General features: G+C 70.8%; 23 protein-coding genes and 2 pseudogenes. 10 read left to right on the top strand and 15 right to left on the bottom strand.

Annotated features, from left to right (window positions below; all coding sequences use genetic code 11):
* Window position 1 precedes the first annotated feature (1 nt).
* Window positions 2–529, bottom strand: coding sequence for an RNA polymerase sigma factor (locus ABD858_RS28045; RefSeq protein WP_345044952.1), 528 nt, complete (start codon window positions 527–529; stop codon window positions 2–4).
* A gap of 308 nt (window positions 530–837) precedes the next feature.
* A complete protein-coding gene (locus ABD858_RS28040; protein ID WP_345042599.1) occupies window positions 838–1,152 on the bottom strand; it encodes a hypothetical protein in 315 nt (104 codons plus the stop codon).
* A 367-nt stretch (window positions 1,153–1,519) separates the two neighbouring features.
* On the opposite strand from ABD858_RS28040, the gene ABD858_RS28035 reads away from it, so the two are divergent.
* Window positions 1,520–2,713 (top strand): aminotransferase-like domain-containing protein, encoded by a 1,194-nt coding sequence (locus tag ABD858_RS28035; RefSeq protein WP_345042596.1) that lies wholly within the window; start codon window positions 1,520–1,522, stop codon window positions 2,711–2,713.
* Between the two features lie 324 nt (window positions 2,714–3,037).
* Here ABD858_RS28035 and ABD858_RS28030 read toward each other — a convergent pair whose 3' ends face one another.
* Window positions 3,038–3,517, bottom strand: a complete 480-nt coding sequence (locus ABD858_RS28030) for a phospholipase (protein ID WP_345042594.1) — start codon at window positions 3,515–3,517, stop codon at window positions 3,038–3,040.
* A gap of 295 nt (window positions 3,518–3,812) precedes the next feature.
* Here ABD858_RS28030 and ABD858_RS28025 point away from each other — a divergent pair, with 295 nt between their 5' ends.
* Both ABD858_RS28025 and ABD858_RS28020 read left to right on the top strand, forming a co-directional pair.
* On the top strand, window positions 3,813–5,393 hold the full coding sequence (locus ABD858_RS28025) for an IS1182 family transposase (protein ID WP_345044336.1): 1,581 nt from the start codon (window positions 3,813–3,815) through the stop codon (window positions 5,391–5,393).
* 295 nt (window positions 5,394–5,688) lie between these two features.
* Entirely contained in the window at window positions 5,689–7,527 is a 1,839-nt protein-coding gene (locus ABD858_RS28020) for a glycoside hydrolase family 15 protein (protein ID WP_345042591.1), read from the top strand.
* Window positions 7,528–7,581: 54 nt separating this feature from the next.
* Here the strand turns inward: ABD858_RS28020 and gdhA are convergent, their stop codons facing one another.
* Window positions 7,582–8,931, bottom strand: a complete 1,350-nt coding sequence (gene gdhA / locus ABD858_RS28015) for an NADP-specific glutamate dehydrogenase (protein ID WP_345042589.1) — start codon at window positions 8,929–8,931, stop codon at window positions 7,582–7,584.
* A gap of 205 nt (window positions 8,932–9,136) precedes the next feature.
* Between gdhA and ABD858_RS28010 the strand changes: the two genes are divergently transcribed.
* Window positions 9,137–9,916 (top strand): GNAT family N-acetyltransferase, encoded by a 780-nt coding sequence (locus ABD858_RS28010; RefSeq protein ID WP_345042587.1) that lies wholly within the window; start codon window positions 9,137–9,139, stop codon window positions 9,914–9,916.
* A 7-nt stretch (window positions 9,917–9,923) separates the two neighbouring features.
* Here ABD858_RS28010 and ABD858_RS28005 read toward each other — a convergent pair whose 3' ends face one another.
* Complete coding sequence (locus ABD858_RS28005; protein ID WP_345042584.1) at window positions 9,924–10,622, bottom strand: alpha/beta fold hydrolase; 699 nt, start codon at window positions 10,620–10,622, stop codon at window positions 9,924–9,926.
* Window positions 10,623–10,714: 92 nt separating this feature from the next.
* Here ABD858_RS28005 and ABD858_RS28000 point away from each other — a divergent pair, with 92 nt between their 5' ends.
* Together ABD858_RS28000 and ABD858_RS27995 are read left to right on the top strand one after the other, a co-directional pair.
* A complete protein-coding gene (locus ABD858_RS28000) occupies window positions 10,715–11,989 on the top strand; it encodes a VWA domain-containing protein (RefSeq protein ID WP_345042582.1) in 1,275 nt (424 codons plus the stop codon).
* The gene (locus ABD858_RS27995) at window positions 11,989–12,810 is read left to right on the top strand and encodes a hypothetical protein (protein ID WP_345042580.1); all 822 of its coding nucleotides are present in this window, start codon (window positions 11,989–11,991) and stop codon (window positions 12,808–12,810) included. Before ABD858_RS28000 ends, ABD858_RS27995 begins: the two co-directional genes overlap by 1 nt.
* 62 nt (window positions 12,811–12,872) lie before the next feature.
* Here ABD858_RS27995 and ABD858_RS27990 read toward each other — a convergent pair whose 3' ends face one another.
* From ABD858_RS27990 to ABD858_RS27975, 4 genes are all read right to left on the bottom strand, one after another.
* Entirely contained in the window at window positions 12,873–13,982 is a 1,110-nt protein-coding gene (locus tag ABD858_RS27990) for a mechanosensitive ion channel family protein (RefSeq protein WP_345044950.1), read from the bottom strand.
* Between the two features lie 454 nt (window positions 13,983–14,436).
* The gene (locus ABD858_RS27985; protein WP_345042578.1) at window positions 14,437–15,687 is read right to left on the bottom strand and encodes a vanadium-dependent haloperoxidase; all 1,251 of its coding nucleotides are present in this window, start codon (window positions 15,685–15,687) and stop codon (window positions 14,437–14,439) included.
* Window positions 15,688–15,907: 220 nt separating this feature from the next.
* Entirely contained in the window at window positions 15,908–16,606 is a 699-nt protein-coding gene (locus tag ABD858_RS27980; RefSeq protein ID WP_345042575.1) for an alpha/beta hydrolase, read from the bottom strand.
* Between the two features lie 78 nt (window positions 16,607–16,684).
* Window positions 16,685–16,912: a hypothetical protein gene (locus ABD858_RS27975; RefSeq protein ID WP_345042573.1), complete on the bottom strand. Its 228-nt coding sequence runs from the start codon at window positions 16,910–16,912 to the stop codon at window positions 16,685–16,687.
* Between the two features lie 290 nt (window positions 16,913–17,202).
* On the opposite strand from ABD858_RS27975, the pseudogene ABD858_RS27970 reads away from it, so the two are divergent.
* A pseudogene (locus tag ABD858_RS27970) lies at window positions 17,203–17,293 on the top strand.
* Between the two features lie 252 nt (window positions 17,294–17,545).
* On the top strand, window positions 17,546–17,911 hold the full coding sequence (locus ABD858_RS27965; RefSeq protein ID WP_345042571.1) for a hypothetical protein: 366 nt from the start codon (window positions 17,546–17,548) through the stop codon (window positions 17,909–17,911).
* 87 nt (window positions 17,912–17,998) lie between these two features.
* Here ABD858_RS27965 and ABD858_RS27960 read toward each other — a convergent pair whose 3' ends face one another.
* A complete protein-coding gene (locus ABD858_RS27960; RefSeq protein ID WP_345042568.1) occupies window positions 17,999–18,304 on the bottom strand; it encodes a hypothetical protein in 306 nt (101 codons plus the stop codon).
* A gap of 42 nt (window positions 18,305–18,346) precedes the next feature.
* Window positions 18,347–18,811, bottom strand: coding sequence for a hypothetical protein (locus ABD858_RS27955; RefSeq protein WP_345042566.1), 465 nt, complete (start codon window positions 18,809–18,811; stop codon window positions 18,347–18,349).
* Between the two features lie 204 nt (window positions 18,812–19,015).
* On the opposite strand from ABD858_RS27955, the gene ABD858_RS27950 reads away from it, so the two are divergent.
* The gene (locus ABD858_RS27950) at window positions 19,016–19,318 is read left to right on the top strand and encodes an NIPSNAP family protein (RefSeq protein ID WP_345042563.1); all 303 of its coding nucleotides are present in this window, start codon (window positions 19,016–19,018) and stop codon (window positions 19,316–19,318) included.
* On the opposite strand, the gene ABD858_RS27945 is transcribed toward ABD858_RS27950, so the two are convergent.
* Window positions 19,319–20,146 carry a WD40 repeat domain-containing protein gene (locus ABD858_RS27945; RefSeq protein ID WP_345042561.1) on the bottom strand — a complete coding sequence of 276 codons (828 nt, stop codon included), beginning with the start codon at window positions 20,144–20,146 and terminating at the stop codon, window positions 19,319–19,321.
* Between the two features lie 10 nt (window positions 20,147–20,156).
* Between ABD858_RS27945 and ABD858_RS27940 the strand changes: the two genes are divergently transcribed.
* Entirely contained in the window at window positions 20,157–20,831 is a 675-nt protein-coding gene (locus ABD858_RS27940; RefSeq protein ID WP_345042558.1) for a hypothetical protein, read from the top strand.
* A 191-nt stretch (window positions 20,832–21,022) separates the two neighbouring features.
* Here the strand turns inward: ABD858_RS27940 and ABD858_RS27935 are convergent.
* The 3 genes and pseudogenes from ABD858_RS27935 to ABD858_RS27925 form a co-directional block, all read right to left on the bottom strand.
* Window positions 21,023–21,388 (bottom strand): annotated as a pseudogene (locus ABD858_RS27935) (helix-turn-helix domain-containing protein); the annotation flags it as partial.
* A 133-nt stretch (window positions 21,389–21,521) separates the two neighbouring features.
* Window positions 21,522–22,697 (bottom strand): hypothetical protein, encoded by a 1,176-nt coding sequence (locus tag ABD858_RS27930; protein WP_345042556.1) that lies wholly within the window; start codon window positions 22,695–22,697, stop codon window positions 21,522–21,524.
* A gap of 397 nt (window positions 22,698–23,094) precedes the next feature.
* Window positions 23,095–25,209, bottom strand: a complete 2,115-nt coding sequence (locus tag ABD858_RS27925) for a hypothetical protein (RefSeq protein WP_345042553.1) — start codon at window positions 25,207–25,209, stop codon at window positions 23,095–23,097.
* Between the last annotated feature and the right edge of the window lie 19 nt (window positions 25,210–25,228).

Genomic DNA, 25,228 nt, shown 5'->3' with positions numbered 1-25,228 from the left:
CTTACCCATGGTCGCCCCGCTCCGGAGCCGTGAGCGCGGTGCGGAGTTTCCCCATCGCTGTCCTGATCCGTGTCTTGGCCGTGCCCAGAGGGATGTGCTCCCAGTCGGCGATCTGCTGGGCCGTCATCCCGTAGATCCCCGCCATCACCACGGCACGGCCCTGCTCACGCGGCAGCTGCGCCACAGCGGCCCTCAGCATGGAGGACGCCTCGTCGGCCAGTACGTGCCGCTCGGGTGTTTCGGTCACGACATCGAGGAGTGCCTCGAGGTCTTCGGGGGCCACCGGATCCGGCCGGCGGGACCGGACGGCGTCGATGGCCAGGTTGTGCGCGATGGTCGTCAGCCAGGTCGTCACGGAGCCGCGTCGCGAGTCGTAGACCTGAGCGTGCTGCCACGCACGCTCGAAGGTCTGCTGCGCGATGTCCTCGGCCAGCTGCGGATCGCCGGTGACAGCGATGGCGACGCCGAAGACGGTGCGCTGGAAGCGTCGTACGAAAGTGACGGCGAGCTCGGGGTCGCCCGTGGCCATCCCTGCCAGCAGCGCCTCGTCCGGGAGCCGCGCGACCGGGAAGCGAACCCTCTGCACACCCGTATCTACGGTCCGCCCCGGCCAGGGGATTGCCCGGCGGTTGCGGAAGATCACTCTCCCATTCTCCTCCGGTTCTGCCCCTCGATCCATCGGGAACCAGCAGTCCGTGTCCCCTGCGGGAACGCCCTGGGAAACGAGCCGCCGGAGCGGGGCACCCGGCCGGAAGCGGCGCAGGCCGACGTCACGGCATGGATACGCACATCACCCTGGGCGCCGACAGCGGCTGCTGAACTGCCCCGTCTGCCGGGTCACTTGCCTGTGGGCACCTTGACACGGAGAGGAATGATGGGGGCAGGCGTCTCCTGAACACGGCGCCAGGCGACGAAGGCGGCGATGAAGCCGGCTTCCGCGATCAGGCACAGGACTCCGTAGGGCGGCTCCCAGCCCTGTTCATGGTAGTTGGGCAGTCCGACGGTACGGGACAGGGTGAATCCGACGATCATGCCGCCGCTGACGAGTGCGCCGAACAGCCATGCCGGTGCCGGGTTCCGCAGCGCGAGCCCTGCGGCAGCGCAGATCAGGGCAATACTGCCGATCAGGAACAGGACGCCGATGTACGGCATTTCCTTGAGGTGATCGGGGACGAGCAGAAGATGGAGTACCGCGCTGGACAGGGCACAGAACGCGCCGGCCCCTCTCAGCGATGAAACGGGAGGGCATCGGGCCTCCTGACCAGGAACCGTGGCGAAACCATACGGAGCGCTCATTCGGGCCTGCGGGCGGAACCCCGATGAGGGGTTGGCAACAGTGTGCAGACGGACCGGACGTCCGGGCTGTGGCCCTCTCCGGTCCAACCGGATCTATCGGGGTGTACGGGCCGGGACGGCAAATGGTTCATGATCGGCGCCGCGGTGGAGGTGCGGTCGGCTCGTTGACCGGATGACGGTCAACCACCTGGACAGTGCACCGAATCCTCGTAGGCTGCGCCCCATGATTCGTGCAGAGCTGCCCCCAACTGCCGCCCGCGCCGCATCGGTCGGCTCCTCCCCCGTACGCGAGATCCTGGCCCTCACCGCGCGTCCCGAGGTGATCTCGTTCGCCGGCGGGCTGCCCGCGCCCGAGTTGTTCGACGCGGAGGGCATACGTGCCGCCTACGACCGTGTACTCGCCGAGGCCCCCGAGCGCGCCCTCCAGTACACCGTCACCGAGGGCGACCCGGCACTGCGGACCGCGGTGGCGGAGCGGCTCACGGAGCGGGGGCTGCCGACGAGTCCCGAGGATCTGCTGGTCACCACGGGTTCGCAGCAGGCGCTCACCCTGGTCGCCACCGCCCTGCTGGAGCCCGGGGACGTGGTGCTGGTCGAGGACCCCGGCTATCTGGCCGCGCTGCAGTGCTTCGCGTTCGCGGGCGCGCGGGTGGTGCCGGTGCCGACCGACGACGACGGTCTGGACCCGGCCGCGCTCGAGGAGATCGTCGTACGGGAGCGCCCCAAGCTGCTCTACCTCGTGCCGACCTTCCAGAACCCGACGGGCCGCACCCTCCCGTCGGCGCGCCGCCGCGCGGTGGCGGAGGCCGCCGAGCGGTACGGCTTCTGGATCGTCGAGGACGACCCGTACGGCGAGCTCCGCTACGACGGTGAGCCGGTGCCGCTGATCGCGTCGCTTCCGGCGGCTTCGGACCGTACGGTGCTGCTCGGCTCCTTCTCCAAGATCATGGCGCCGGGGCTGCGGATCGGCTTCCTCAGGGCGCCTGCCACGCTGCGGCGGTCCTGCGTGATCGTCAAGCAGTCCGCCGACCTGCACACCTCGACCGTCGACCAGGCCGCTGCCGCGCGCTATCTGCAGGACAGCGACCTCGACGCCCACGTCGCCCGTATCCGCGCGGCCTACCGGGAGCGCCGCGACGCCCTGCTGGGCGGTCTGGCGGCGGCACTCCCCGCAGGCAGCCGCTGGAACCGCCCGGAGGGCGGCATGTTCGTCTGGGCGCGCCTGCCGGACGGTCACGACGCGACCGAGCTGCTGAAGACCGCAGTCCAGCACGACGTGGCGTACGTCCCCGGCGCCCCGTTCTTCGCGGGCGAGCCGGATGCGGCGGCCATGCGGCTGTCGTTCACCACGCACTCGCCGGACGAGATCGGCGAGGGCCTGCGCCGGCTCGCGAAGGCCGTCTGCCCGGCCGGGTGACCCGAGCGGCCTCGTCTTGGATGTGCTCCATTCGACTACCGCGGGGGCGAGACCGTTTGCCTCAGGCAAGGGAGACCAGGGCCAGGTACTCCTCGCTCCACAGATCCTCGTCGGCGTCCGGCAGCAGCAGGACCCGGTCCGGGCGCAGCGCCTCGATGGCGCCCTCGTCGTGCGTGACCATGACGATCGCGCCCGTACAGGTGGGGCGGGTTCAGGCTGCAGGAACGGCGGCGCGGTTCGCAGAAGAGCGCTCCGGCGAGGGCAGGACACCTCGGACCGCCACGACGGCCCCGGCCAGGCGCTGGAAGCGCGCGCCGGGCACGCTCAGCCGGTCGGGTCCGCCGGGTAGGGCGTCACGGCGTCGTCCGACTGATGTCCGAAGAGGACGGCGGCGTGGTAGTACGTCCACGCCATGCCGTCGCACGAGGTGCGCCTGTTGCCCGTGTACGCCGTGCAGACGCGCTTGAGATCGGCGTGGAAGGCCTTGTCGAGGCGTCGCTTGTTGGCGGTGAAGGCGTTGACTTCCCGGTAGTTGCGGTAGCCGAAGTCGTGCCGCGCGCAGGCGTTCTTGAAGGGGAATCCGAGGGGGTACTCCGGTGCGGCCGTGCAGTAGTCGGTGGTCCAGTCGAACTCGTACGTGCTCCAGGCCGCCCGGTTCTGTCGGGCCGCGTACCAGGCGTCGTAGCCGGCCTTCGTGGGCCGGGTCCATGCCCTCAGCACCTCGGGCCTGTCCTGGGGGACGACTGCGCCTGTGAGGGCGGCGATGGCGACGACGACGAGCGAAGCGGCGCGAGCACGGCGCATGCATACCTCCGGGGGCGTCTGGTGTCGGCCCGCCCAGCGTGCCCGGGGGCGGTGCCCTCGGACCGTTCGGCGCCGGGCGTGCCGTGCCGCGGTTCGCCCGTTCGGGCCAGCCCGACACCGCGGGCCCGGCACGCCCGGAGTGCCGGTCCTCGAGCGCCGTCGGACAGGCCGGCCGACGCCCCGCGACCAGGTCCTGTCCGGGCCTGATCGGCCGGCCGGGACCTAGAAGACTCATGAAGATCTTGGGTTCTGGCCCCGCCGCGTGAGCGGCGGGGCCAGACTCTTTCTCGTGGTGATGGGGGAATGGGCCGGGGAGACGGTCGGGCCGGATGTGTGGGAGACCTGCCGGGAGTTGATCCCGGCAGGCAGTGTGTTCGCGTTCCTGGCCGAGCATCGCGGCGCGCTGTTCCCGGCGGAGACGTTCGAGGACATGTACCCGTCGGCGAACGGGCGGCCGAGCATGCCGCCGCAGATCCTGGCCGCGGCGATCACGCTGCAGGCCCTTAACGGGCTGTCGGACTTCGAGACGGTCCAGGAGTTGCGGTGTGACCTGAGGTGGAAGGCCGCGTGCGGGCTGGGCCTGCACGACATGGCGTTCGATCCGTCGCTGCTGGCCTACTTCCGGCGCCGGCTGGCCCGCTCGGTGCGGCCGAACCGTGTCTTCGAGACGGTGCGCGAGGTGGTGAAGGCCACCGGTGTCCTCAAGGGCAAGCACCGGCGGGCGCTGGACTCCACGGTGCTGGACGATGCGGTCGCCACCCAGGACACCGTCACCCAGATCATCGCCGCCGTCCGCGCGGTAATTCGCGAGGTCCCCGGGGCCGCTGAGGTGGCAGCCGTGCAGTGCACCGCGCATGACTACAGCGACCCGGGCAAACCAAGGATCGCCTGGAATGACGAGCAGGCCCGCGCCACGCTTGTTGATGCCCTGGTCAGTGACGCGCTCAGGCTGCTCGGGCATCTGCCCGAGCAGGAGCTGGGCGAGAAGGCCGCGAATGCCGTTGGCATCCTGGCCCTGGTCGCCGGGCAAGACGTCGAACCCGCCGAGGACTCCGACGGCCGCGACGGGCGCTGGCGCATCACCCGTGGCACCGCGCAGGACCGGATGGTCTCCACCGTCGACCCCGAGGCCCGGCACATCCACAAAACCCGCACCCACCAGCAAGACGGCTTCAAGGCCCACCTGGCCATCGAGCCGGAGACCGGGTTATACACCGCCGTCGCCCTGCGGCCCGGCAGTGGCCCAGAGCACCACGAGGCCACCGTCGGCCTGGACCTTCTCGCCGAGGAGGACGGGCCGGTGGACGCCTTCGGCGACACCGCCTACTCCACCGGCGAGGCCCGCCAGGCCCTCGAAGACGCAGGGCACCGGCTGTTCCTCAAGCCCGCCCCGCTACGGGCGGCCGTCCCCGGCGGCTTCACCCTGGACGACTTCGCCATCGACACCGCCGCCGCCACGGTGACCTGCCCCGCTGGACACACGGTCCCCCTGTCAGACCCCGGCGGACAGCACCACCAGCGCAAGGCGGCCTTCGGGAAACTGTGCGCCGGATGTCCCCTGCGCGAGCGGTGCACCAAGGCCAAGGCCGGCCGCATCCTGACCATCCGCCCACACCACGACCTGCTCGCAGCCGCCCGCCGCCAGGCCGCTACCGACCCCGACTGGCAAGCCGACTACCGCCGCTGGAGACCACCGGTCGAACGCGCCGTCGCCTGGCTCGTCCACCACGGCAACCGCAAACTCCGCTACCGCGGAACCATCGCCAACGACACCTGGCTCCACACCCGAGCCGCCGCCCTCAACCTCCGCCGACTGATCAACCTCGGACTCACCCGCACCGGCGACACCTGGCACCTCGCCCCGGCCACCGGATGACCAGAAGGGCCGCCCGGCCTCCGGCCGGACAGCCCCTCAACAAGATCTTCATGAGTCTTCTAGGGCGTGTTTCGAAAGTCCCGCCTGGTCGGGAACGCCCGGCACGCACGCTCGCCGCGTTGTCGGTCGTCGGCGCAGCCCGCTGCGCTCTCCTCCCTCCGCCTTGCGATCGCACGCACCAGACGCCCCCGACCCCGCCCTCCGGGCGGACGACGCTACTTTCGAAACACGCCCTAGACTGGCGCTGTCGACGTGGGCCACTCCGCGGCGGACCGCTCTCCGGCAGGAGGCTGATGTGACAGCTGCGAGGCCAGGTGACCGCCCGGGCCCGGCGGACACCTTCCGATACCCCCCGGTCGCCGACCACGGACTGATCGGCGATCTGCGGAGTGTGGCCCTGGTGAGCACCCAGGGCACCATCGACTGGTACTGCCCCTCCCGTTTCGACGCGCCGAGCGTCTTCGCCTCGATCCTGGACGCCGACCGGGGTGGGGCGTTCGAACTCACGGCCGACGTACCGGCGCGGACGAGGCAGTTCTACTTCCCCGACACCAATGTGCTGATCACTCGGTTCTTCGCCGAGGACGGGGTCGGCGAGATCCAGGACTTCATGCCCGTCGTCGGCGACCCGCACGAGGCCGACCGGCACCGGCTGATCCGGCGGGTGCTCTGCGTGCGCGGATCGATCCCGTTCCGGGCACGGGTGGCCCCCCGGTTCGACTACGGGGCCCAGCCGCACACCGTGTCGCTGGAGCACGGCAGGGCGCTCTTCAGGAGCCCGACGCTGTCGCTGGCACTGACGGCGACCGTGCCGCTCGACTGCGACGACCACGATGCGTGGTCGCAGTTCAAGCTCCTGGAGGGCGAAAGCGCGGTCTTCGCCCTCGACCGACTCGGCGACGATGTGGCGCCGCGTGGGTGCGCGTACGAGGAGGCGGAGGACCAGTTTGCGGCAACGGTGGCTTTCTGGCGGAAGTGGCTCTCCCGCTCCCGCTATCGGGGCCGGTGGCGCGAGATGGTGCACCGCTCGGCCCTGACACTGAAGCTGCTCACCTACGCCCCGACCGGTGCGATCGTCGCGGCGCCGACGACCAGCCTCCCCGAGCAGATCGGCGGCGAGCGCAACTGGGACTACCGCTTCGTATGGATCCGCGACGCCGCGTTCTGCGTCTACGCCCTGCTCAGGCTGGGGTTCACCGAAGAGGCCGAGGCGTTCATGCAGTTCATCCACACGCACATCGACCTTCGCGGCGACGGTGCCTCGGGGCCACTGCAGATCATGTACGGCATCGACGGACGCAGCGACCTGACCGAACGCGAGCTGAACCACCTCGAGGGGTACCGGGGTTCCGCCCCGGTACGGGTCGGGAACGCCGCCTCCGACCAACTGCAGCTCGACATCTACGGGGCACTCGTCGACGCCATCTACCTCTACGACAAGTGGCAGCCCATCTCCAGCGAGATGTGGGACGGGGTCTGCGCCCTGGTGGACTGGGTCTGCGTCAACTGGGACCAGCCCGACGAGGGTATCTGGGAGACCCGCGGCGGACGCAAGAACTTCCTGTACTCGCGGCTGATGTGCTGGGTGGCGATCGAAAGGGCCATGCGCATGGCCGCCCACCGTGGTCTGCCGGCCGACATCCCCCGCTGGCGGCAGGCCCGCGACGACATCTACCAGCAGATCATGCGCCGCGGCTGGTCTCCCGCACGGCAGGCCTTCGTCCAGCATCAGGACGACGACGTCCTGGACGCCGCGGTTCTGATGATGCCCCTGGCCAAGTTCATCGCCCCCACCGACCCGAAATGGCTGTCCACGCTCGACGCGCTCACCGAGGATCTGGTGTCCGACTCCCTCGTCTACCGCTACGACCCGGAAGCCAGCCCGGACGGGCTGCGCGGCGACGAGGGCACCTTCTCGATCTGTTCGTTCTGGTACGTCGAGGCGATGGTGCGCGCGGGCCGCATCGACGCGGCGCGGCTCGCGTTCGAGAAGATGCTCACCTACGCCAACCATCTCGGTCTGTACGCCGAGGAAATCGGCCGCACCGGTGAACAGGGCGGCAACTTCCCGCAGGCCTTCACCCACCTGGCGTTGATCAGCGCGGCGTTCAACCTCGACCGCGCGCTCGGCTGACGCGCGCCGGGCCGGTGCCGGGTGCCGCCCGCCGTGCATCGGCCCGGGGTGTCGTCAGATGACGCCCTGGGCGAGCATCGCCTCCGCCACCCGCTCGAAGCCGGCGATGTTGGCGCCGGTGACGTAGTCGCCGGGGGCGCCATAGCGCTCGGCGGTCTCGTAACAGACGGTGTGGATGTCCCGCATGATGGACGCGAGTTCGTCCTCGACCTTCGCGAACGGCCAGGAGTGGCGGGCTGAGTTCTGCTGCATCTCCAGCGCGCTGGTCGCGACGCCGCCCGCGTTGGCCGCCTTGCCCGGGCCGAAGGCCACGCCGGCCTCGTGCAGGATGCGCACCGCGCCCGGGGTGGTGGGCATGTTGGCGCCCTCGGAGACCACCTTGACGCCGTTGCGCACCAGGGTCTTCGCCGCTTCGGCGTCGAGCTCGTTCTGGGTCGCGGAGGGCAGCGCGATATCGGCCGGAACGTCCCAGACGCTGCCGCCGGGCACGAAGCGGGCTGAGCCGCCGCGCCGTTCGGCGTATTCGGAGATACGGCCGCGCTCGATCTCCTTGATCTGCTTGAGGAGCTGCGCGTCGATGCCCTTCTCGTCCACGACACAGCCGCTGGAGTCGGAGGCGGTGACGACGTGCGCGCCGAGCGCCTGGGCCTTCTCGATGGAGTAGATCGCGACGTTCCCGGAGCCCGAGACGACGACCTGGCGACCCTCGAGGTCCTCGCCGCGCACGCGCAGCATCTCGGCGGTGAAGAGGACGTTTCCGTAACCGGTGGCCTCGGTACGGGCTGCGGAGCCGCCCCAGCCCGTCCCCTTGCCGGTGAGGACACCTGCCTCCCAGCGGTTGGTGATACGGCGGTACTGGCCGAAGAGGTAGCCGATCTCGCGGCTGCCCACTCCGATGTCACCGGCCGGCACATCGGTGTGCTCGCCGAGATGGCGGTGCAGCTCGGTCATGAACGACTGGCAGAAACGCATGACTTCGGCATCGGACCGGCCGTGCGGGTCGAAGTCGCTGCCGCCCTTGCCACCGCCAATGCCCAGCCCGGTGAGGGCGTTCTTGAAGATCTGCTCGAAGCCGAGGAACTTGACGATGCCCAGGTTGACGGAGGGATGGAAGCGCAGCCCGCCCTTGTACGGGCCGAGGGCGCTGTTGAACTCCACCCGGAAGCCGCGGTTCACCCGGATCACGCCGGCGTCGTCCACCCAGGGCACCCGGAACATGATCTGCCGCTCGGGCTCGGCGATCCGCTCGATCAGCCTGGCCTCGGTGAACTCGGGCCGGGCGGCCAGCACCGGGCCCAGGGAGTCCAGCACTTCGCGGGCGGCCTGGTGGAACTCGGCCTCACCGGAGTTGCGGCGCACGATCTCGGCGTACAGCGATTCGAGGTCGGCGTGGGGCGTGTGCATGCAGGCAATTCCTTCCATCGACGGGCGGAAGCGAGCAGGTGCAGTAAACCAAAGGTCCGGTCCCTTGCCCCGGGGGGATCACGTCGACTTCGTCCGGCGAAAGTCGCACACAACGCCGAGGGACGCCCCCTTTCCTGCTCATGCGCAGGGCCCGCCCCGAGAAATCCGGTTGTCGTATTCATCCGGCCGATGCTGGGGTGGCGGGATGGACAAGGATGCGGTGCTGGCGGCGTACGACCAGCAGATGAGACGGAATGCGCAGCCCGACGGCCCCGGGGCCGTCGTCGAGCGGGCCGACGGCGTGGTGCGGCAGACCGCGGCGGACAGCAGCGGCTGGAACGGTGTGATCTGGTCGGACCTGGACCAGGACACCGCGGACGCGGCGATCGCGGCGCAGGTGGAGCACTTCGCCTCTGCCGGGAACGAGTTCGAGTGGAAGCTCTACTCCCATGACCGGCCCACCGACCTCACGGAGCGGCTGCTGGCGGCCGGATTCGAGCCCGAGCCCGAGGAGACGCTGCTGGTCGCCGAGGTCGCCGGGCTGCCCGCCGAGGCCGAACTGCCCAAGGGGGTCCATCTGCTCCCGGTGACCGACCCGGCCGGGGTCGAGCTCGTGGCGGACGTTCACAAGCAGGCGTTCGGCGGGAACGCGGATCGCTTCAAGCAGCAACTGCTCGCCCAGCTCTCCGGGAACCCGGACACAGTCGTCGCCGTCGTCGCCATGGCCGGTGAACTGCCGGTCTCCGCGGCGCGGATGGAGCTGTACCCTGGCACCGATTTCGTCGGCCTCTGGGGTGGAGGCACCGTGCCGGCCTGGCGCGGCCAGGGCATCTACCGGGCCCTGGTCGCCTTCCGTACCCGTATCGCCGCCGAGCGCGGCTACCGATATGTGCAGGTCGACGCTTCCGAGCAGAGCCGCCCCATCCTGCAGCGGCTCGGTTTCGTGCCCCTGAGTACGACCACCCCCTACCTGTACACCGCTTAGACCGAACTCACATCGCAACCGCGTCGAGCAGGATGCGCGCCAGTTTGCGCGGCTGGGAGAACATCGGCCAGTGGCCGGTGTCCATCTCCACCAGCCTCCAGTGCTCGCTCGTCAGCAGTGCCGCCACGTCGTCGCTCGGCTCGGCGCCGTCGAGCAGGCATTTGACGTACGTCGCCGGAAGCGCGCCGAGCGGGCGCACCAGCACGGCCGGCTCGGTCAGCGTGGCGCCCGGGTGCGGCGTCGAGCCGTCCACGATCCGCGCGATCTGCTCGTCGGTGAGCCCCTGGCCTTCGCAGTCGGCTTCGGTCAGGGGCGCCCAGTAGCCCCCGGTCGCGGCTATCGATGCCTCCACCATCGCCCGGCCGCCCGGCCAGCCCGAGACGAACGACTCACCGTCGGTGGGAACGCTGGAGTCGACGAAGACCACACCGGCCAGCCGGTCGCCGATCCGCTCGGCGGCCTGACCGACCGGGATGCCCGAATAGCTGTGCCCGACCAGGACGACATCACGCAGATCGAGGCATTCGACCTCGCTGACGATGTCCTGCACATGGGTCCGCTGCCCGGCCGGCACGTTCTGCCTGTCGGCGAGGCCGGACAGCGTCAACGGGTGGGCGCCGTGGCCGCCCGCACGCAGCTCCGGCACCACCTCGTCCCACGCCCACGCTCCGAGCCACGCCCCTGCGATCAGTACGAAGTTCGCCATGACCCGCACCGTAGCGGAAGGCTCTGACAATCACGGCCGGTCACCGGTGGCCGAGTTGGGCAGCGGTCGGCGCGGTCAATATGATCCGGCGGATGATCACAAGAAAGCGACTGGCGGCCGCGGTGTGCGGTGTGCTGGTCACGTTGACGGGCGGGATCGTCACGGTCCCTGCCTGGGCGGACGGCGAGCCGGCCCAGAAGGAAGCACCCAAGGTCGAACTGGTCCTCGACGTCAGCGGTTCGATGCGGGCACGCGACATCGACGGCCAGTCCCGGATGTCCGCGGCCAAGCAGGCGTTCAACGACGTACTGGACGCGGTGCCGGAGGAGGTCGAGCTGGGCATACGTACGCTCGGTGCCGACTACCCCGGCGACGACCGGAAGAAGGGCTGCAAGGACACCCGCCAGCTCTACCCGGTCGGCAAGCTGGACCGCACCGAGGCGAAGACCGCCGTCGCCACCCTCGCACCCACCGGCTGGACGCCGATCGGGCCCGCGCTGCTGGGTGCCGCCGACGACCTGGAGGGCGGGAACACCACCCGCCGGATCGTCCTCATCACGGACGGCGAGGACACCTGCGCCCCGCTCGACCCGTGCGAGGTGGCCCGCGAGATCGCCGCCAGGGGCATCCATCTCACCATCGACACGCTCGGTCTGGTCCCGAACGCCAAGATGCGCGCACAGCTGATGTGCATCGCCGAGGCGACCGGCGGTACGTACACCTCGGTCCAGCACAAGGACGAACTGTCCGACCGCGTCAGCCAGCTGATCGACCGTGCCGCCGAACCCACCGTCACGCCGGTCGCCACCAAGGGCGCGGACCGCTGCGAGGACGCCCCGCAACTGAAGCCGGGCCTCTACACCGACCGCGAGAAGTTCGCCGAGCACCGCTGGTACCGGGTGGACATGCTGCCCGGACAGGAACTGCGCGCCTCGGTGAGCATCGCCGCCGACCGTGCCGTGAACCCGGACTACGGCGTGATGCTGCGCGCCTCGACCGTGCACGGGCGCGAGATCGTACGCGGCGAGGCCGCCGGTGACGGCCGTACGGACGTCATCTCGACCGGTCTGCGCTACCCGAAGCCCGACATCGACGGCGCGGACGCCGACAAGGCGGCCGCGGAGACCGTCTGCCTGCGGGTGAGCAACTCCTTCTCGGCGCCGGCCGCCGTCAAGACCGCCCCGGGTCTGCCCCTCGAGCTGACCGTCGACATCGTGGACGGCCCGGACAACGGGTCCGACGCCGCCTTCTTCGGCCTGGGCCACGGCTGGTGGCTGCTCGGCGTGCTGGTGCTCGCCGGCTTCCTGGCCGGACTGGTGTGGGGCTGGCTGTCGCGCTGGCGCGTGTCCGTCTGGAGGACCAACTGATGCGTACCGTACGTACCCTGGCCGCGGCCCTGGTCGCCGGCACGGCGCTGCTCGGGCTCGCGGGCTGCACGGCGGAGGAAACGCCCTCCGCCTCCTCGACGTCCTCACCGAGCCAGAACACGAGCCGGAGCACCGGCAGCAGCACCGACGAGGACACGGCCAAGGCCCCGGCCGAGGCGGGCACCTCTTTCCGTACCGCCACCGTGATCCGGCCCGGCCAGTCGGGTACGGCCCAGGCCTCGACCGGTGACTACCTCTACTGGCAGTTCCCCGCCGACGCCGAGGACCGGACGACCGTACGGGCCACTGTGAAGCTGCCCGACGCCGCGACCCGCCACGGCTCCCACCGCTGGCAGCTCGACGTCTACGACGGACTGCGCCGCCACCAGGCCTGCCGCTACGGCAGCAACAGCAAGTCGGCCCCGGCCGGGGCCGCCTCCGTGGAGCTGTCCTGCGCCCTGCGCACGGTCCGTGCCTGGTCCGAACCCTGGGCCAACGACCCGCTGCCCGGGGCGTACTACATCCGCCTGACGGTCACCGACGCGCCCGACCAGGACCTCGGCCTGCCCGTCAGCGCCGAGGTCTCGGCCACCACGGACGACGTGGGCGGCGCCTCGTCCGTCGACGGCTCCCTCGCCGAGCCGCTGGTCCCGGCTTCGGGCCCCTCGGTGGAGCCCGAGGACGGCTGGTCCTCCGGCTGGTGGTCCAGCCGCTGGCTGTGGACCGCGGGCGGTGCCGCCCTCGCCGCCCTCGCGGGCATCTGGGGCTACACGCTCACCCGCGGCAACGGCCGCCCGCGGCACGTGCCGCCGGGTCTCTGAGGCCGATGCCGGAATGCCGCCGCCCCGGGTCACGGTCCATCCGTGCCCGGGGCGGCGGCTTTTCACCGGGCCGTGCGCTGACGCGGCAGCCGCGCCTCGTCCGGGTGGTGCAGGACGACGTTCCGCATCGGAACGGGGATCTCGATGCCCTCGGCCCGGTACCGCTGGTGAAGTCGCCGGATGAACTCGTGCTTGACCACGTACTGGTCACTGAACTCGCCGGCCCGCAGGATCACGGTGAAGTTGATGCTGAAGTCGCCGAACGTGTGGAACCGCACGGCCGGGTCGTGCTCGGCGACACCGCCGGAGACCTCGGTCATCACCTTCTTGGCCACCTCGATGGTCACCCGCTCGACGTGGTCGAGGTCGCTTCCGTAGCCCACCTTCGCCTGGACCAGGATCGACATCTGCTGTTCCGGCTGCTGGTAGTTGGTCGTGATCGTGCCGGCGAGCTTGGCGTTGGGGATGATCACCAGGTTGTCCGACAGTGTCCGCACCACCGTGTTGCGCCAGTTGATGTCGACGACATAGCCCTCCTCGCCGCTGCCGAGCCGGATGTACTCGCCGGGCTGCACCGTCCTCGACGCCAGGATGTGCACGCCCGCGAACAGGTTGGCCAGCGTGTCCTGCAGCGCCAGCGCGACCGCAAGGCCGCCCACGCCCAGTGCGGTGAGCAGCGGGGCCACGGAGACGCCCAGGGTCTGCAGCAGCACCATGAGGCCCACCGCCAGCACGGCGACACGGGTGATGTTGACGAAAATGGTCGCGGAACCGGCCACACCGGACCGGGACAGCGCCAGGGTGCGCACCAGGTCGGCGATCACGCGCGCCGCCGTGGTCGTGGCGACCAGGATGAGCACGGCGAGCAGCACCTGATTGACGGTGTGGCCGACGCTCCGGGTCAACGGCAGGGTCGCGGCCGCCGTGGCCAGGCCGGCCACCAGTGCCGCCCACGGGACCACCGTCCGCAAGGCGTCGACGATGATGTCGTCCCCGCTCCACTTCGTCCTGCTCGCCCGCTCGCCCAGCCATCGCAGCACCACGCGCAACAGCAGGCCCGCCATCACTCCGGCGGCCACCGCGACACCGGCGACGATCATGTCGCGCACCGTGAGTGGCTGGTCGAGCAGTGTGAGGCCTGTCCCGGGCACTATGTCGGAGGCGTTCGCCATGAATGGCCGGGCATGCTGTGTCGTCACCGTGTCACCGTTCGCTTCAGGGCCGTACTGCCACGTCAGGGCGCATATGACGGCCCGACGAGATCCAGCATCCTGCCCTATGCGACCCGCCCACGCGGACGGCCCCACCCCCTGCTGACGACGCCTCACCTGTCAGTTATATTGCCGAGCTCTCGCGGAGAACTTGCCCCTGCCGGACGCCGGTGGGTCCTGCCCCGCGGGGCAGGACCCACCGGCGTCCGGCGGTCGTCAGCTGCGCCGCACTGCTCCTGCACGGCGAACGGCAGGCTTCCCCTCAGCATCCCCGGTTCTCACTGCTGTACCAGGTGCCGGAGGCGGCCCGGGGCGGCCGCTCCCCGGGGAACGGCCACCCCGTGGTCAGCGCTTCGGGACCGGGAAGGCCACCGGGCTGCGCAGGCCGGCCCGGTTCACCGCGCGGACACCGAACTCAGAGCCGTCGCAGCAGCTCGTCCGCGTGGTTCAGGACATACCCGGCCACGTCGGCGCCCAGCTTCACGCCTGCCTCGTCCGCGGAGCGGGTGTGGATGCCGGAGAGGATCCGCGCCTCGACGTTGTCGGCGGTCAGTCCGTGCCAGTCCGTGTACGTACGGGTCACTCCGGGCGCGGTGGGGGAGGTCACCTCGTACGGCGCGATGTGCCGCCCGACGAGGGTGTTCAGCACCTGCTCCCCCGCCCCCGCGAAGGTGTTGTGGCCGCTCGGGTAGTCCGGGTGCGCGGGCGTCGCGTGCAGCGGCGTCCACGTCGGGTCCTGGTCGATGTCGCCGGTGCGGATGGCGGTGACGGGACGCCACGACTGATAGTGGTACTTGCTGTCGGAGGTGGCGATCTGCGTGTCCACGGCCGCGACATGGAACAGTGCCACCAGCTCGGCCCGCTTCGCCGCCGACTGTGGCGCGCGGTCCACCGCGACCCGCAGCGGCCCGGTCCACATGGTCGGGGAGGGGCCGACCCAGAAGGTGGCGGTCTCCGTCTGGCAGGCGGTGCGCTTGGTGCTGTCCACGGCGCCGTACGCCCGCACCTCGGCCAGATCCGCCTTGTAGCGGTCGGAGCCCACCGCGGGCGGCGGGCCGAGCCGGAACTGGTCGGCGCTGCGCAGTACGAAGGGCTTGGCGAGGCGGTTGCCGTACTGGATGGCCGGGCTGTACGAGGGCGGCGTCGGCTGCCACACACCCGGCGCGGCCGGCGGCACGGGGAACGGCGCGTTCGACGACGCCGGGTCGAGGCCGTCGCCCTCCCGCGAGGCCAGGGCGAGACGGGCCTGGCGACTGCCCTCGGCCACACCCCGGTCCTCGGCCGCGCCGTCCGGGATCCCGTCGAGGGTTTCGTGCAGAGCCGCGTTCAGCTGCTCGGTACGGGCCGGGGCCAGTACCACCAGCGCGTCGTGCACAGCGGAGGCCAGCGCCGCGTCCTGGTACTCACGGTGGTTGACACCGTGGGGGACGGCCCGGGTCGCACGGGCCGCGGCCAGCCAGCTGATCGCCCAGGTACGGCTGTTGGTGACCGGCGTCGGGGCTCCGGCCGCCGCGACGGTCGCGGCCGTGGTGTCGTACCAGTCGAGTGCCACCGAGGAACGCCCCTCGGCGGGCGCCGCGGATACCGGCGGGGCCGCGACGGCGGTGGCCAGCAGCGCGGTGGTGCCGACAGCCACCATGGCCGTGCGGATCGTCAGCGAATTCACGAACTCTCCTTCAGGATTCATTGCAAGGGGGTGCGACGCAGACCTGAGCGGCACGGCTGGTGTGCTCGCGTCGGACCGTACAGGTGTACGCACGGCAGGCCACCGATGTTCATGCGGTGGCCACACATTTTGATCCTTGGGGAGTCGTCCGCCTGTGGTCGCCGGTTCACCCGTACGAGAGCTGGCGCACTGTCATGCGCCTGAGCCCGGCGCGGCACCGCTACCGGCCGGCGACCTCGTTCGCCGCCGCTTCGATCAGGTCGGCGACCGCGACCGGCTGCGAAGCCAACGAGGCGTGGCTCGCGTCGAGTTCGACGACTCTACGGGGTCCCATCCGCCGGGCCATGCGCCGTTCGTTGTCCGGGTCGATCATGTGGTCCTGCTTCGACACCTGGTACCAGGTCGGCTTGGCCCGCCAGGCCGGTGCAGTCACGGTGTCCCCGAAGGTCGTGGCCATTGGGGCCTTCTGGGTGACGGACATGACCAGGGCCTCGTCGTCGGTCAGGTCCTGGCCGAAGCTCTCATGGAACTTGTCGCGCTTGATCCACAGGTGGCCGTCGGAGTCGGCGGTGAGACTGTCGACGGCAGCGGGCGGCATCTCCTGGCTGAGCTGCCCGGGGCTCTCCCCCGCATCGGGCGCGAACGCGGCGACGTAGACCAGCCCGACGACATTCGGCAGGTCACCCGCCTCCGTGATGACCGCGCCGCCGTAGGAGTGCCCCACGAGCAGCACGGGACCGCCCACCTGCCGGACCATCATTCGGGTGTTCTCGGCGTCGTCGGCCAGGGAGGTGAGCGGGTTCTCCACGGCGAAGACCGACTCGAAGCCGCGGTCGCGCAACTCGATGATGACCTTCGCCCAGTGGGCGGCTCCGCCCCAGAAACCGTGCACCAGGACAACAGCCGGCCTGTCAGGCATGGCGACGCACCATTTCGCTCAGTGGTTGATGTTGCTGCCTCTCACACGCTAAGCGGCCGCTGACCGGGCCGCCACCGCTCACAGGCGGTCGGCACTCCTCTTCGTCAGCCAGGCTCGACAGGCCCAGCGTGCGATACCCCCGACTGCGAGGGAGAGCAGGATGGCACCCCAGTCGATGACGTGCGGCAGTCCGGGGAAGAAGGCGAAGAAGCCGAGGGTGACGACGAGGCCCGTGACGAACGCGGCGATCCCGGCCTGCCGCGGGGTCCGCCCGGCCTCGTCCTGCCCCTGCTGCTGGTCGCTCATGGACGGCATGATGGGAAAACCCCCGCTGACCGGGCTGTGGTTCTGCCCGAGCGGTCGCGCGCATGGGAGAAGGCCGTTCGCGGCACGCCCATGCGCTCACCTTCGCCGGCATCGAGGTTGGGCGCCCTCGCCTGATCACGTCATCCGCGTCGCCGTCTGCCGCCTGCGCCGAGCGGAGGTCCAACTGGTGCAGGCGGCGCACTGCGGCGTCAGCCGGAAGTCAGCAGCCCATCAGCCGGGTCTGGCACAGTAATTGATGTGAACGGCCGAGGGAAACCCGGCCGGGACCAGGAGGGGTGCCCGGAGTGGCTTATCGGGGACCCGAGCTCAGCTCACGGTCGGGCCGCAAGGCCCACGCAGGTTCGAATCCTGCCCCCTCCGCCTTGGAACGCCCGGCACGAGGCGGGCGAAGCTGCCCCTGGCCACACCGAGGTGACAGGCGTCGAGGCACGCTTCGACGAACCACAGGTCCTGCTCGCCTCGGAGCAGGCTGACGGCGCTCAGCGTCCGGTTCACAGCCCTCAATGGTGCCGCCGGACGACCGGCGTGCCGCCAAACGTCCATACCAGGCGGGTGTGCCCAGTTCATGGAAGTCGCGAGCGGGGAGGGTCATCCCCGGCCCGGCACAACCGTATGGACTTCGGCTCCCTGCCAGCTTCCGTCGCCCCACCAGATCACGGAGACGTCGAAGGCACCTTCGATGGCTTCGATTGCCCACGGCTCGACCGGTGCGGCCGCACATACGAGGAAGATTCGGTCGATCGTACGGTCGAGCGCGAAGCGGACTTCCGTCGTGCGGGTCGCTGCCTCTCTCAGATCCACGTAGGTCGGCTGCTCGGCGTGCAGCGCTTCGAAGAGGTGGGTGCCGGTGTCGTTGGTGCGGATGACGTCCGCGGTGCTGCCATCCTCGGGTTCACCGGACTCCCAGAGCTCGGCGAGGAGGCGATGCCGCAGCCGTTCGTGGACAGCAGGGGGACCAGCTCGCGCCAGGACTGGTAGGCGTGCGACCCTGAGGCCTGTGCCAGGTCGCCGAGCACGGTGAGCGAACTGGAAGGGCACCGGCGGGCCAGGGCACGCGCCATGCGGCTACCGGCGACCGCGGGTGTCTGTCTGTATGGGGTGGCCGGTCCCTGCTCTGGTGATCCACAGGGTGCGGCACTCATCGTCGATCGCGTACCAGATCCGGCCGCCCCCAGTCACCTCGTACTGGAACTGCTCCAGCGTGGCACTGCCGACCTTCACCATGCCCGGCGTCCCCTTGAGCGGGTGCTGACGCTGGCCGACGCGTCTGGGCTCGGAAGTGATCGCGACCCACGCCCGGTCCAGGTTCTCCGGGACCTGTGCCAGCAGCTGCTGCCCACCGGTGTACGCCTGGCGGTCGGCGGCGCGCACCCCTCCATGGGCGGGGCCGCGACAACTCCTCCCCGCGGCTGCTCATGACGTCTCCGAGAAGGGCCGGTTCAGCTCGGGTCCGTCGCCGGGGAACGGTCCCTGCAGTTCGTGGGCGAGCTGCGGGTCGGACCACACCTCGGCGGTGGTACGCCAGGAGGCGAGATTACGGGCGAAGGGCAGCAGCAGGCCGGTCTCCGCGCCTGCCGCGAGGTCCGCAAGGAGCTCTCGCACGCACTCGGCACGCTCCTCCGCCGGAAGCCAGTGCATCCAAGGCAGCTCCTGGGCCAGCAGCTCCTGGGCCAGGTCTCGGTCCCGCCGGGCCAGCACAGCGAGCGCGCGCGCCGCGACCCGCAGGCTGTCGGCGGTGGCCTCGAAGCGCTCGGCGCGCATGAGGACGAGGTTCTCCTCGTCGCGACGCTCGAGTATCACGTCGGCGTCGTCGAGGGAAGGGAGCACCTTCGCGGGGCCCCGCAGGAATGCACTGTAGGAGAAAGTCTGCACCGCCATACCACGATGATATCTGAACTACTTCAGATGTACCTCGGAGCGGCGGCGGGTGCGGTCCCAGAAGCGTGCCATGAGGGAAGACGCGGCCCGCTGGTACGTCTGCCTCCCGCAGCCGTACGCCGAGACCGCCGATTCCTGCCGTCAGTCGCTCCCGCCGCATAGCCTGCGTTCCGCGGCGAGGCAACACTCAGGAGGGACCCTCACATGCCCAGGACCACCCAGCTGCGCACCTACACCGTCCGGGACGGCCTGCTCGACGAGTGGGTGGAGCGGTGGCGGGCGGAAATCGTGCCGCTGCGCCTGGAGTTGGGGTTCATCATCGGTGGGGCCTGGCTCGACCGGGAGCGTAACCAATTCGTCTGGCTCGTCTCGTACGACGGGCCCGAGACGTTCGAGGAGCGCAACGCGCTGTACTGGGCCTCTCCCGCGCGCAAGGCCATGGGACTCGACCCGGACGACTACCTGGTGCGCACCGACGACCGTACGGTCGAGGAGCAGGTGCTGTGACTACGGGGCGAGCGGCAGCATGTGGTGCCGTCGCTCATCCTCGCTGAGCACCCGGAAGACCCGGCCTCGGGCACCCGCCTCCAGGCGGTCGAAGTCGGGGTCGGCGGGCCACACCCGAGACGTGCCGTCGAAGGAGGCCGTGAGCAGGCGGGTCCCGTCCCGGGACCAGGCGACCGAGGCCACCTTGTCCTGGTGGACCCCGACGATCGAGATCTCCTCGAAGGTGTCGGACGACCAGATGCGTACCGTGCGATCGTCCGAGCCAGTGGCGATGAGCCGGCCGTCGGGTGACCAGTCGACGGCGCGGACGCGTCCCTCATGCCCCTTCAGGACCTCGATGCGGCGGCCCGTGACCGCGTCCCACACTGCGGCCGTCCAGTCCCCGGAGGCTGTGGCGATGCGTCCCTCGTCCGGGGACCAGGCGATGTCGTCCACGTAGTTGTCGTGGCCGCGAAGAACGGTGAGCTGGCGGCTCTCGGCCACGTCCCACAGCCGGCACGTACGGTCGTCGGAGGCGCTGGCGAGGAATCGGCCGCTGGGAGCCCATGCGATGCGGCCAACCCAGTCCTGGTGCCCGGTCAGGGAGATGAGTTCTGTACCGGTACGGGGTGCCCACACGCGCACCGTGCCGTCGTGGTCGCCTGTGGCGATACGGCTGCCCTCGGGAGACCAGGACTCGTCGGCCGGCTCGCGCAGTGGGCCGGGCGGACGCAGGGCGTGGGCACGGTGGACGAGTTCGCGGTGGCCGCGGCGCTCGACTACCGGCACAGTCGTCGCGCTGCTCGCCGACGCGCCCGCCGTCCCCGCACCGGACATCTCCGAACTCACCGAAGGCCCCGTGGAACTCATCCGCCTGACCGCCCTGGGCACTTGGGCCGTACACGCCCGCCTGCTCGACTCGGGCCGCGACGCGCCGCTCGTCGGGGAACTCGCCCACGCCCCCGCCGCCGGCCTCCTGGGCACCCTCGCCGAGCACTACGACCCCGAATCCGCCCACACCGAACTGACCTCCTGGATCGAGTCACACGGCGGCCCGGAAGCCGCTCACCGGCGTCTCCTGGACGCCGTACGCGCCATGCCCTACCGCAGCCGCGCCCAGGCCATGCTCGACACGCTCCTCGCAGCGCTGCCCGACGGGGAAGGGGAACGCCTCGTTCGGTCGCTGCGCACCGACCCACAGCTGGCGCCCCTCGCCGTCGGTGCACTCACCGGCCGGGACCTCCTCTCCCCCGAGGACCTCACCGAGACCGAGTCCCTGATCATGGTCGCGGAGGGCATGCTCCAACTGCTGGAGATCAGCGGCCCGGACGGTTTCGCCCAGGCGGTGCTCGCGCAGGGGCCCGACTTTCGCAACGCGATCGAAGCCGCCCTGGTCTCACTGCACCCCGATCACGAGGCGCTCCAGGAGCTTCGCGACATCGCGAGGAGGTTGCCACGTAGTCGTGGGGTACGCGCGGGCCGGACGGGCCGGTCCGGGCTCGGGAGCAACCGAAGGCGGGTACGCCGACGGTAGGCGGCCGGCCGCCGACGCTTCCCCGGTGGGGCTCGGGCGGGTCCTGATGGTGATGCTCGGGTTGGAGTCGCTCCGTGAGGCGACGTTCCTGTTCCGCGGCCCGAACCGGCTCACCCCGTAAAGGCATGAGCGCCTGAGCGTCGAGGCGGTGCCGACTGCGTCACGCCACCGCGATGGACCAGGACAGCTGGTCAGGTTGCGCGGGCACGCAGGCGGCGGAGCATGCCGGGGTCCTCGAAACCGACCGAGCGGGCGGCGGCGTTGACGGTCGCCCCGTGGCTGATGAGGTGTTCAGCGCGTTCCAGGCGGAGGGTCTGCTGGTAGCGCAGTGGGGTGAGGCCGCCGGTGGCGCGGGTGAACAGGCGGGTGAGGGTACGTCCGCTGACGCCCACGGCCGCGGCCAGGGCGGGCAGGGGCAGCGGCTGGTCGAATCCGGCGTCGAGCAGGTCCTGGGCGCGGTGCACGGTGTCGTCGAGGTGGGAGCGGTACCGGAGCATCGCGCTGGCCTGCGGTTCGTGGCCGTTGCGGCGGGCGTAGACGACCATGTCGCGGGCCACGGATCAGTGCTCGGGTCATGTACGGAAGTCTGTCCGGCGCGGCCGGGGTGGTGACAGGCCTCATCGGGTCCGGATACGGACCGATCCGGTCACCGTGTACGGCTGACGGCCGGCGGCCGCGCCCGCTCGGTCTTCAGGAACGGTACGGGAATCCCGCGTCGTCGAAGCGGCGCATGAGCGAGGGCTTGCTCCGGTGCGCCTCCCTCAACTGGGCGGCCCGCTCGTGGAACTCGGCGATCGTGTCCGCCCGGGTGTGGACCTCGCGGAGATCCTTGAGGAGGGTGACGGCGACGTCATAAGGACCTGGCTTCTTCTGGGCGATGAGTCTGTCGACGTCCCGCCATGCCTGTTCGGTGTTCTTCGCGAGGCAGGTCAGATGCGCGTCGCGGGCCCGGGTGATCTCCAGGGCCCGGGCCCGCTCGGTGGCCGCCCTGGCCTTCTTCTCACGCTGCTGACGCTCGGTGCGGTGACGGCAGGCGCCGTCCAGCAGCTGGGCGGCGCTGCGCCGGTCCGCCCCGGGGCGAGGGCCGGGCAGCGTGGCGGCCCGGTAGCGGGCCAGCAGGAGAGGGCCGGGCTGCGGGCCTGTACCGAGCGCGGCCTCGACGAGCAGCGCGTCCTTCTCCGCCGCGGGCAGCGCGGCGATCCACGCCGCCAGGGCCCTGCCGTCGACAGCCGCGGCAGTCGCCGGGGCACTGGCCTCCGCGGCGACGGCCAGCAGGTCGGAACCCACCCGCAGGAAGCCGGCCAGAGCCCGCTGCGGTCCGGTGAGCGCGGACATTCCGGCGGGAACGGGTGGTTCGAGTTCGCGGGCGTACTCCTCCTCGTCGTCCTCGGCCAGTTCCCACACGGTCAGCCCTGCGAGCCAGGCCACGTACAGGCCGCGCATATCTCCCGCGGCGAGTTCGGCCCGCAGCCCGACGAAATCGGACAGGGAGAAGGAGGCTTCGAAGTCCCACTCCTCGGCGTCCTCCGACGACAGGGAGAAGTCGAGCAGCGTGTGCCCGGAGCAGGTCCGGACACTGAGCACCTCCTCCATGGCGTACGCGGCGGCCTTCTTGGCCGGGAGCAGCCCGCCGGGCAGGCGCAGCACGAGACGACGGCTGCCCCAGTTCGCGTAGTACAGATGGGCGTCATAGAGCTGCTCGACCAGCTTGGTCGTATCGCCGCGAAAGTCGCCCCAGTGGTACTCGTTCACGAAGTGGGTCGGCGTGATGTCGGCCCGGGTGGACAGAGCCCGCACCTGTGCGAGCTCCTCTTCGCTCAGTGGGCGGTCGACAGCCAGGAACTCGTAGTACTGGTATTCGCTCACGGCCCGACAGCCTATCGCCGTGACCGGCGTGGGGTCGGCCTCTCCGGAGGAACGGACCGCGATCGACCGGGGATTCACGGACGCTCTGCGCAGAGTTCGGACCGGCACGCGCCGCCGGGGGCTTCAGGGCCTTTTCTGTTGCTGTGGCGGCCGAGGCGATCCTATCGTCGTGGCAACGCGTCGACGGAGACGGGTAACCCGGAGATCACGCAAGTCGAGAGAGCTGCCGGTAGCTGGAAAGGCAGTCTTGGATGGGGCGGCGACTCGCCCGGCGGCCGGCGCGCCCGCCACGCATCCGGCACACACCCCGAACTGCAGGGAAAACGTCCGCGACAGGCCAAGGCATACGGCGTGTTGCGGACGGTTTCCCTGCAAATGCGCTGCCCGCGGTGGCGGGTCAGCGGCGGCGCTTGCGTTTGGGGGGCGTCCGGCCGCGCCGGGCGCGGGCCGCGTTGAGTCGTCCGAGCTGTGCGGATCTGGCGCGCAGTCGTCCTTCCGCGATCCGTCGGAGCTGCTCGAGTCCGGTGTGGTCCGGGTGGCCGGAGCTGAGGGCGGCCTGGATCGCCGTCTCGGCCTCGCCGCGCCCACCGGACAGCACGGTGTCGAGGAAGGCGTGCTCTCCGGCGGCCTCCAGGAGTTGGAGCAGGCTCTCGGCGACCATGAGGTGTGCCTCGCGCTCGGTCAGGTCTTCGGGGGTGAGGGTTTCGCGGTGGGTGAGGACGCTGAGCGCGGTCGGGGCCAGTTCGGTGTCGGCGCGCAAGGAGCGCAGCACTTCCTCGCCGTCTCCCTCGGGCAGCGCTGCGGTCAGGGCGTCGAGCATCGCGGCGGCACGTACGCGGAAGGGCATCCTGCGTACTGCGCCCAGGAGTTCGGCACGGGCGGCTTCGGGGGCGCCGTGAGCGGCGGTCCAGGCGGCGAGCTCGGCGCGGGCGGAGTCGGGGTCGTAGTGCTCGGCCAGCACCCCGAGCAGCCCGGCTGCCTGGGCGTGGGCGAGTTCGCCGACGAGCGGTGCGCTGCGCCCCTCGGCGAGGAGGCGCTGCCGCACGCCGTACGTACCGAGGTCGGTAAGGCGAATCAACTCCACTGGGCCGTCAGCGAGTTCCGCGCTCAGCCGCTTCGCGCGCGCCGCCTCGGCCTGTGGGTCGGGGGCGGCGGGGCGGCCGACGAGAAGCGCCGCGAGCTCGGGCGACGTTCCGGCGGGCGGCCGCGGGGACGGGACGGGGGTGGTTTCGGGAGCGGGCAGCTCCAGGTAGACCGGGTCGGCCATGCCCTGTTCGCGGCTGATCGCGCCGAGACGCTCCAGGGAGTCCAGGACGTGGCGCAGGTCGTGGTCGGCGGACAGCAGCCAGCGCCGCTGCTCGTCCGCGGTCGCGTTGTCCAGGTCGTAACGCATCCGGTAGACGACGTGGACGGAGTCCCGGAGCCGGGGCCAGGGCATCGGGTACGGAAGGCTGTAGAGGGTGTTGAGGACATCGGGCAGGACGTCCTCGTACACGTCGTACAGCATCGAGGTGAGCCGGTAGCCGTCCACATCGCCCAGCAGGGGCTCGCGCAGTTCGAAGACCGTCTCGAAGGCCCGCTGCCACAGTGCGAGCGGGTCGGCAAGGAGCGGGCGCGCCTTGGCGACCGCGTACACGCGTCCCTTCGCCACCCGGACGAGACGGGCCTTCTTCGCCCACTCGAAGACGAGATGCAGCCGGGGCAGCTCCGCGCTGGTACGCGGGGAGTCGGCCCGGTCCCCGGTCTCCAGGGTGGCGACGAGTTCTTTGGCGTCGGCGATGCGCAGCCGGCCCCGCTTGGTCAGCTCCCGCCCCTCCGGCCCCGCCCAGTCGGCGAGCCCGGCGAGCTGCCGGGCCGGCGGTGCCTCGGCGGCCTGTGCCCGCAGCTCGTCCTCGTCCGGCAGGGTGACCGGCAGCTGGGGCTCGGACCGTTCGGTCCGGGGTCGGTCTGCGCGCAGGTGACGCGCCATGATCGCGTCCAGGGCGTCGTGGTCGTACGGCACCTCGTCGCGCCGGGCGCGCTCGGTGAACCGCGTCATCGCCGCCTGGTCGTGGATGTCCACGCCCTGCTCGGCGGCGGTAGTGGCCCAGAACTTCGCCATGCCCCAGCGCGTACGGTCCGCCATGGCCGCCTCGAACTGCCCGGCCGCGGCATCGACGGCCCGCTCCAGCACATCGAGGGCGTCGCCTCGCGGGTCCGCGAGGCCCGTGGCGTCCAGGTACCGCAGCAGTGTGCGCAGCCCGCCCGGCTCGTCCGTCGGCGGCTCGCCCGGCAGCCGGGTCAGCGTCCGCGGCAACCAGTCCAGCAGGAACTCCTCCACGTGCCGCGCCTGCCACAACCCCAGCCGGCCGTCCACCGTCCCGCCGTGCCGGTACTCGAGAGCCGACTCCACGACGAACGGATCCGCTTCGTCACCGCCCTGCGTGCGGCTCCGGTCCGCGACGTGGTGAGCGAGCTGCTCGCAGGCGACGGCGAAGCCGTCTTCGTCATCGGGCTCGAAGAACATGCGCATCGGACGGACGACCTCACCT

This window comes from Streptomyces sannanensis (assembly GCF_039536205.1).
Taxonomy (GTDB): domain Bacteria; phylum Actinomycetota; class Actinomycetes; order Streptomycetales; family Streptomycetaceae; genus Streptomyces; species Streptomyces sannanensis.
The sequence above is the reverse complement of the archived record's forward strand: the minus strand, read 5'-3'. Positions and strand labels throughout refer to the sequence as shown.